Source organism: Blastomonas sp. UPD001 (assembly GCF_003426715.1).
In the GTDB taxonomy this organism is placed as follows: domain Bacteria; phylum Pseudomonadota; class Alphaproteobacteria; order Sphingomonadales; family Sphingomonadaceae; genus Blastomonas.
Map to the genome: position 1 here is coordinate 1204917 of NZ_QKVT01000001.1, position 6896 is coordinate 1211812.

Below are 6896 nucleotides of genomic sequence, written 5' to 3' on the forward strand. Positions count from 1 at the left end.
CGCGGACGCCATCGCCTGCTGGCCGATTTCGGTCGCGACCTGAGCCATCGAAGGCGTCGCCGACAAGGCCAGCATCACCGGCTGGCCGGGATCGCCCGCGACCGGGGTCACGCCGAGCACCGATGCCACCCGCTGCGCATGCGCATCGGGATGCGCGATACGCGCCCATTCGGCGATGCGGTCCTGCGCGACCTGCGGATCGAGATCCTGTCCGGCCATGATCTGCGCCTCGCGCCAGCGCCCGTCGAGCGCATAGGCAAAAGCGAGATTCTGCCGCACCTTGGCGGTATTTTCTCCAGAACGGATGAGCTGTCCGAGGACTTCGACGCCCGATTTGGTGTCGCCGGCCAGCGCCAGCGCCAGACCGTAATCGCCCGCCGGAATGCTGTCCTTGTGTTCCTGCAGCAGCGCCTGCGCGGCGTTGGTGCGGCCCTCCGCGACGTGCATCAGCGCCAGGCTGATCACCGTGCGCGCGCTCGCATCGCCCAGCGCCAGCGCATCGTCGAGCGACTGGCGGGCGGAGGCGAAGCGTCCATTGGCGAGATAGGCCTGGGCGAGCGTCTTGCGGAGTTCGGCATTGCGCGGATCGAGCGCGACGGCGGCTTCGGCCTTTTCGAGCGCCTTGTCGGACTTGCCCGAGGCCAGCGCCTTTTGCGCGGAAGAGGACAGGCTCTGCGGACGGCCAGCGCCCGAGTGCGCCGAGCAGCTCACCAGCACGCTGCCGACCAGGATGGTCGATGCTGCCAGCTTGAGCGCCATCGCCCGGTTGATCTTAGCTCCGCTTGCCATAGCCCTGTTCCCTTTTCGTCGGCCCCGACCTGCCTGCCTTCGCCCTCAAAGCGTTGCTGATCGCGTCACGCGACCTGCCAGGTCTTCTATTTCGGTCATTTTGGTTAACAATTCGTCAAGCGCCGCCGTGACGAGCTGCTGCGCCGATTGCCCGCTCACCGCGCTGGCCAGCCGAAGCTTGAGATGGCGCTCGCTGTCGAGCCGCAAGGTGAAGGCCGCGCGGCGGGCCGAGGACTGGACCGCAGCCGCGACCACCTCCTCCATCACCGCCTGCTTGCGCTTGCGCGGCTTGGCGGAGAGGACCGGCGCAGACGCAGGTTCGGCCACAGGTACCGGTTCGGCAACGGCCACCGGTTCGGGCGCGACGACGGCAACCGGCTGGGGCGCTGCAAGGGGCGCGGGCTCGGGCATCGCCACCGGTGCGGGCTCGGGAGCCGCGACCGGTTCGGTGAGCCGCTTGGCAATCTCGGCCTGCTGGCGCACGACATCGGGGATGACGGGCGCCGGAACGGGCGGCAGTGCAGCCTCGACCGGGACGGTATCGGGGATCGCGCCTGCAAGCAGATTGCCGTAATGCGGCGCGCGCTCCTCGTGCGCCGGATCGACATCATAGCCCATGTCGTTCCAGCCCAGATCGTCGTGCAGGCCGTGCCCGCCCGGCGTCAGCCCGGCGGTTCCCAGCGTGCCGAGCCCGTCCATGCCCTGGCGGCGCATTGCGGGGCGCGCGGCCCCCTTGCGCGCGAGCAGCCCGGACGAAAGCGATGCCATTGGTTTGGGTTCGGCCATAAAGCTCATCCTTGCCCCCGTAACTGCATCACGATCCGGCCACGCGGCGGCCGAAGCCACCCATCGGGCGGATGGCACCGGGCGCGACGGGCGCGTTGGGCACGGCGAACACGGTGCGGCGGAAATTCTTTTCGAGCCGGTCCGAGATATAGGTCCACAGCGCGCGCACCTCGCCGGCGGATTTGCCGTTGGGGTCGACCTCCATCACCGTGCCGGGCGACCGTGGTCTGCGCAAAGGCCGGATATTCGGGCTCGCGCTCGTTCCACCAGTCGGCGAGCGAGCCTTGCGGATCGATATCGATCAGCACCACCGGGCCATCGCCTGCCAGCTGCGCCTGCACGGCCAGATGACCCGAAAGGGTCGTCTTGCCCGATCCTCCTTTTTGAGATGCCAAAGCGAGTACGCGCACTCCAAACCCCCTGTCCGGTCCATTCGGTTAAGGGGAAAATGCGCGGAGGCAGCTAATTTTGAGTTAACACGGACCTTGCCATGGCGTCGGCACGCCCGGATTTCGGGACTTTGAGCACGCTTTCAAGCCTTCTTGATCGCTATATCAACGCTTTGCTAACCTCTCGTTAGCTATAGCGATTAAGGCATGCAAAGACCGGGGCGTCCGGTATGCAGCCGCGTTTGCGCCTGATAGGATCGGCACACGGCTTTACCATATGCGATGGAGCAAGACCCGCATGGCACGTTCGACAAAAATTTCCCGCAATTTTCCCGTCCTGGGCGCTGCCTTGCTGGCGCTCGCTGTGTCCAGCCCGGCGCTGGCCGACGTCAAGGCCGGGGTCGATGCCTGGGAGCGGGGCGATTTCGCGAAGGCCGTCGCCGAATGGCGCGATCCCGCCGCCAAGGGCGATGCCGATGCGCAGTTCAACCTGGGCCAAGCCTACAAGCTGGGCCGCGGCGTGCCGATGGATCTCAAGCAGGCCGAGGCCTGGTACAAGAAGGCCGCCGATCGCGGTCATGTCCAGGCGGCGGACAATTACGGGCTGGTGCTGTTCCAGGACAATCGCCGCGACGAGGCGATGCCCTATATCCGCGCCTCGGCCGACCGGGGCGAACCGCGTGCGCAATATGTGCTGGGCACCGCGATGTTCAACGGCGACATTGCCGAAAAGGACTGGGTGCGTGCCTATGCGCTGATGACCCGCGCTTCGGCGCAGGGGCTTCCCCAGGCCTCGCGCAGCCTGGCGACGATGGACAAGTATATCCCGCTTGCCGAGCGCACCAAGGGCACGCAGCTCGCCGCGCAGCTTGAGCGCGACGCGGTGGCCGCACGGCAGAAGCTGGCGGGCGCTGCCCAGGCATTGGCGATCACCGCGCGTGCGGCCTCGGTGGCATAGCCCCGGCCCCAATGGTTGCGCGCGATCCAGTAGCCGAGTTCGACCTCGCCGCGATCGGTACGGCCGAGGCCGCAGCTGCCGATCAGCGTCTGCCCGGCATCGCCCGGCAGGGTCAGCAGATAATGCGGGCAGAACGGGTCCTGCGCGCGCGCGGCGAATTCGCGGGCGTCTTCAGGGGTATAGGGCCAGGGCGCACGGGCAAGATTGCACACGATGCGCTCGTCGTTGATGCCCGCGAACAGCGCCTCGGCATCTTCGGGCCAGACCGGCCGCAGCAACAATCTTTGCGTTCTTGCAAACATTATGTCTCTCCTGTGTTGTCCGCGCCCATGCCAGCCAAACATGACAGGCTGGAGTCAGCGCGGTGACAGGGAGACAAAAAGAAAGGGAGACGGGACGGACCCCATCTCCCTGTCATCTGGTCCGGGTGTTTCACCGGCCGGGGTCATCCCTGTGAGAGGACGACCCGTCATCGATCGTCCGTTATTCGGCGGCTTCCGCCATCGCCGGGGCGACTACCGATACGTATTTGCGGCCAAGGCGACCTTCGTGGAACTTCACGCGGCCTTCGGTGAGCGCAAACAGCGTATGGTCCTTGCCCATGCCGACATTGGCACCGGCATAGACCTTGGTTCCGCGCTGGCGGATGATAATGTTGCCGCCGATGACGGGCTCGCCACCGAACTTCTTCACGCCGAGACGACGACCTGCGGAATCACGACCGTTGCGCGACGAACCGCCTGCTTTCTTATGTGCCATTTCTCAAAACTCCTTGGGTTCGCGCGCGATCAGGCGTTGTCAGCCGACGAATCGGTGTCAGCGGCCTTCTTGGTGGCAGCCTTCTTGGCCGGAGCCTTTTTGGGTGCAGCCTCGGCAGCGGGGGTTTCGGCAGCAGCTTCGACCGGAGCTTCGGTCTTGGCGGCAGCGGCCTTCTTCGGCGCAGCCTTCTTGGCTTCCTCGCCCACGGCGACGATGCGCAGGATCGTGTGCTGCTGACGATGGCCGAGCTTGCGGCGATAGTTGTGGCGACGCTTCTTCTTGAAGATCACCACCTTTTCTGCCTTGGCCTGCGCGATGATCTCGGCGGAGACGACCACACCGGCCACATCCTTGACCTCGCCGCCGTCACCGGTGAGCAGAACGTCGTTCAGCGCAATGACATCGCCAGCCTCGCCGGCCAGCTTTTCTACTGCGATTTTGTCTCCGGCTGCAACGCGATACTGCTTGCCGCCTGTGCGCACGATAGCGAACATGGGTTGTCTCGTTTCTGTTAGCTTCAATCGGGTTCCGGGCACGCAATTTGCGGCGATCATCTGCTTCGTCTTGCCTGTTGCCAGACCCGAATCGGCAGAGTGAAAACCACTGCCCTGCGACGGGATGTCCCGCGCCGGAAAGCCATGCCCGTTAGGTGAAAGCGCCGGTCCTGTCAACCGCTGCGGCGGCTTTTTTGGCCCCATGCCCGCGCTGCGGCGCGCCGCTCCGGCAAGCCGGTTGCCGATGGCGTGCACCTGTCCTAGAGCCTTGGACCATGAAAGTCACCCCGGCAAAGCTCGCCCGTTCGTTCACGCTCCTGTCGCCCGCGCTGCTGACCGCCTGTCTGCAGCCGATGGCCGAGCTGCCATCGCTCGAGCGGCGCGAGGTCGAGCTGCGCGATCGCGAGGCCGAGGCCAAGGCCCCGCCGCCGCCGGTCGAGAGCATCACCGATCCCGCGCTCGCGCGCGAGCTGACCGCGATCCTGGCGCGCGCCGACAAGGCCGAGGCCGATTTTGCGCTCGCGCGGTCCGCCGCGCAGCAGGCCACCGGCGCGGCGCGCGGCAAGGAGGTGGGCAGCGAGGACTGGTCGGTCGCACAGACCCGGATCAGCGCGCTCGATGCGCCGCGGCGCGAGCTGGCGCAAATCCTCGGTGATCTCGAGGAGCTCTATGTCGCGAGGCTGCAAAAGGAAGCGGCGGGCGAGGTCAAGCCCGGCGGCAGCGACCAGATCGAACAGGCGCGGGCATCGGTGCTGGCGCTGCTGGAAAACCAGGACGAGGTGATCGGCCGGCTCAAGGCCAGCATCGCCGGTTGACACCCTTTTACACGAACCGCGGCTCGGTTCGTCGCAACCCTCGTTGGCGCGGCACGTAGTGCGTGCATCGTTCAACAAGGAATTTGCGCCATGAAGTCACTGTATACCGCCACCGCCGCCGCCGCGCTGATGCTGACCGGCAGCGCCGCGCTCGCGCAGACCGATACCGGCGCGCAGGACCAGCAGCGCTCGCGCCAGCAGGAGCGGCTCAACTCGATCTTCGGCGCCTTGTTCGGCGACCGCACGGGTTCGACCCAGTCGATCGAGGCGCAATGGTCGTTCGGGCGGACGCCGCTGGCGACGCAGCGCGCGCAGTTCGAGGCGCGGGTCGATGCCGATGTGCGTTCGGGCCAGATCGACCGCCGCACCGGTGACCGGCTGAAGAGCGAATATTATGATCTGGTCCAGCTCGAGGCACGCTATGGCGCTGACCGGCGCTTCACCGTGCAGGAGCGCGAGGATCTCGCCGAACGCTATGGCCGCCTGACCCAGGTCATCGCCGACGGCAGCTATGGCGACGAATATGAATCGGATATCGGCATTTCGGTTGCCGACGGCCAGACCGAGTTCAACCAGCGCGTCGATGCGCAGGTCACCGCGCGCCGGATCACCCGCGGTTCAATCGGCCTGCATCGTCACCGGCGGGCGGCCATCGCCCTGGGTGATGACGACGATCGTGTCGCCCGCGCGCAGGCTGGCGCTTTCATCGTCGAAAAAGCCATAGGGCTTGCCTTCGCGGTAGATTCGCACGCCGATGCCGTCCTTGATGTCCTTCAAGGGAATGCCGATTTCCTCGGTGCGCACCGCGCGCTCGATCAGCACCACGCGCCCGCTCGACGAGGCCAGATCGGCGAGATAGCTGCTGATATGCGGCCCGCTGCACGATCCCGCGAGCAGCAGTCCGGCAAAGCTCACCGGGTTGATCACCGTGCTCGCCCCCGCCTGGCGCGCGAGCAGCTCGTTGTCGCCCGCACGGATCACCACGCTGATCGGCACGTCGGGGGCGAGATGGCGGATCGTCAGCACGATCAGGATCGAGGTATCGTCGCGCCCTGCCGAGACGATCGCCGAACACGCCCGGTCGATATGCACGTCCTTCAGCGTCTCGTCGCGCGTCGCATCGGCGTTGAGCACGTTGCAGCCCATCGTCTCGGCCTTGGCGAGCGATTCCTCGGACTGGTCGACCACGACGATGCACGACGGATCGGTGCCGCGCGCCACCAGCTCGCGCACCGCTTCCGACCCGCTGGTGCCGAAGCCCAGCACCACGATATGCCCCTTCAGGCGCTGCTGGATCCTGCTCATCTGCCATTTTTCCCATGTGCGCTTGATGACGAAACTATAGGCGGTGCCGACGAAGATGAAGATCACCAGCACGCGCACCGGCGTCACCAGAACCGATTCGATCAGCCGCGAGCGGTCCGATACCGGCGCGATATCGCCGAAGCCGGTGGTGGTGACCGAGATCATCGTGAAATAGACGACATCCAGGAAGCTGATATGGTTGTCGACATTGTCCTTGAGGCCCGCGCGGTCGATCCAGTGGATCAGGATGACGAACCCGATCAGGAAGAAGGCGATGCTCAGCCGCAGCGTCACGTCCGCCCAGACCGGCAGGCGCGCCGCGCGTTTCAGTAGCGCGCGTGGCTTGATTTCGGAATCGCCCATCCGCCTGGCTCAGCCGCGCGGCAGATAGAGCAGAGGATCGACCGGCTTGCGGTCCTTGCGCAGCTCGAAATGCAGCTTGGGCGTTTCGGCAAAGCCGCTCTGGCCCGCCGCGCCGAGCACCTGGCCCGCCTTCACCGCCTGGCCGCGGGTCACGTCGATCCGTTCGGCATGGCCATAGGCGCTGACCCAGCCGCCGCCATGGCTGACCAGGATCAGCCCGCCATAGATCGCGACCTCG

9 protein-coding genes and 2 pseudogenes are annotated in these 6896 nt (G+C 66.1%); 2 read left to right on the forward strand and 9 right to left on the reverse strand.

Annotation, left to right across the window (positions count from 1 at the left end; genetic code table 11):
- From DM995_RS05980 to DM995_RS05990, 3 genes and pseudogenes are all read right to left on the reverse strand, one after another.
- Positions 1-789 (reverse strand): tetratricopeptide repeat protein (locus tag DM995_RS05980; protein ID WP_157973276.1); only part of this gene is annotated, 789 nt, incomplete at its 3' end.
- Between the two features lie 45 nt (positions 790-834).
- Positions 835-1575: a ribonuclease E domain-containing protein gene (locus tag DM995_RS05985; protein WP_116968814.1), complete on the reverse strand. Its 741-nt coding sequence runs from the start codon at positions 1573-1575 to the stop codon at positions 835-837.
- Positions 1576-1603: 28 nt separating this feature from the next.
- Positions 1604-1985: pseudogene (locus tag DM995_RS05990) on the reverse strand (nucleotide-binding protein).
- A gap of 277 nt (positions 1986-2262) precedes the next feature.
- On the opposite strand from DM995_RS05990, the gene DM995_RS05995 reads away from it, so the two are divergent.
- Positions 2263-2922: a tetratricopeptide repeat protein gene (locus tag DM995_RS05995; RefSeq protein ID WP_198669268.1), complete on the forward strand. Its 660-nt coding sequence runs from the start codon at positions 2263-2265 to the stop codon at positions 2920-2922.
- Between the two features lie 5 nt (positions 2923-2927).
- Here DM995_RS05995 and DM995_RS22155 read toward each other — a convergent pair.
- From DM995_RS22155 to rplU, 3 genes and pseudogenes are all read right to left on the reverse strand, one after another.
- Positions 2928-3266: pseudogene (locus DM995_RS22155) on the reverse strand (GNAT family N-acetyltransferase); the annotation flags it as partial.
- 139 nt (positions 3267-3405) lie between these two features.
- Positions 3406-3681 carry a 50S ribosomal protein L27 gene (rpmA, locus tag DM995_RS06005; RefSeq protein ID WP_023839572.1) on the reverse strand — a complete coding sequence of 92 codons (276 nt, stop codon included), beginning with the start codon at positions 3679-3681 and terminating at the stop codon, positions 3406-3408.
- Positions 3682-3710: 29 nt separating this feature from the next.
- Positions 3711-4175, reverse strand: coding sequence for a 50S ribosomal protein L21 (gene rplU / locus DM995_RS06010; protein ID WP_116968816.1), 465 nt, complete (start codon positions 4173-4175; stop codon positions 3711-3713).
- 275 nt (positions 4176-4450) lie between these two features.
- Here rplU and DM995_RS06015 point away from each other — a divergent pair, with 275 nt between their 5' ends.
- Positions 4451-4990 (forward strand): hypothetical protein, encoded by a 540-nt coding sequence (locus DM995_RS06015; RefSeq protein ID WP_116968817.1) that lies wholly within the window; start codon positions 4451-4453, stop codon positions 4988-4990.
- A 71-nt stretch (positions 4991-5061) separates the two neighbouring features.
- On the opposite strand, the gene DM995_RS22160 is transcribed toward DM995_RS06015, so the two are convergent.
- From DM995_RS22160 to DM995_RS06030, 3 genes are all read right to left on the reverse strand, one after another.
- Entirely contained in the window at positions 5062-5235 is a 174-nt protein-coding gene (locus tag DM995_RS22160; protein WP_232824101.1) for a hypothetical protein, read from the reverse strand.
- A gap of 373 nt (positions 5236-5608) precedes the next feature.
- Complete coding sequence (locus DM995_RS06025) at positions 5609-6658, reverse strand: potassium channel family protein (RefSeq protein WP_116968819.1); 1050 nt, start codon at positions 6656-6658, stop codon at positions 5609-5611.
- Positions 6659-6667: 9 nt separating this feature from the next.
- On the reverse strand, positions 6668-6896 hold a 229-nt coding region (locus DM995_RS06030), incomplete at its 5' end, for a murein hydrolase activator EnvC family protein (protein ID WP_157973277.1).

Excerpts from the sequence above, each read along its gene's own strand:
- DM995_RS05985 (WP_116968814.1), bottom strand. The coding sequence starts at position 1,575 with ATGGCCGAACCCAAACCAATGGCATCGCTTTCGTCCGGGCTGCTCGCG.
- DM995_RS05995 (WP_198669268.1), top strand. The coding sequence starts at position 2,263 with ATGGCACGTTCGACAAAAATTTCCCGCAATTTTCCCGTCCTGGGCGCT.
- rpmA (WP_023839572.1), bottom strand. The coding sequence starts at position 3,681 with ATGGCACATAAGAAAGCAGGCGGTTCGTCGCGCAACGGTCGTGATTCC.
- rplU (WP_116968816.1), bottom strand. The coding sequence starts at position 4,175 with ATGTTCGCTATCGTGCGCACAGGCGGCAAGCAGTATCGCGTTGCAGCC.
- DM995_RS06015 (WP_116968817.1), top strand. The coding sequence starts at position 4,451 with ATGAAAGTCACCCCGGCAAAGCTCGCCCGTTCGTTCACGCTCCTGTCG.
- DM995_RS06025 (WP_116968819.1), bottom strand. The coding sequence starts at position 6,658 with ATGGGCGATTCCGAAATCAAGCCACGCGCGCTACTGAAACGCGCGGCG.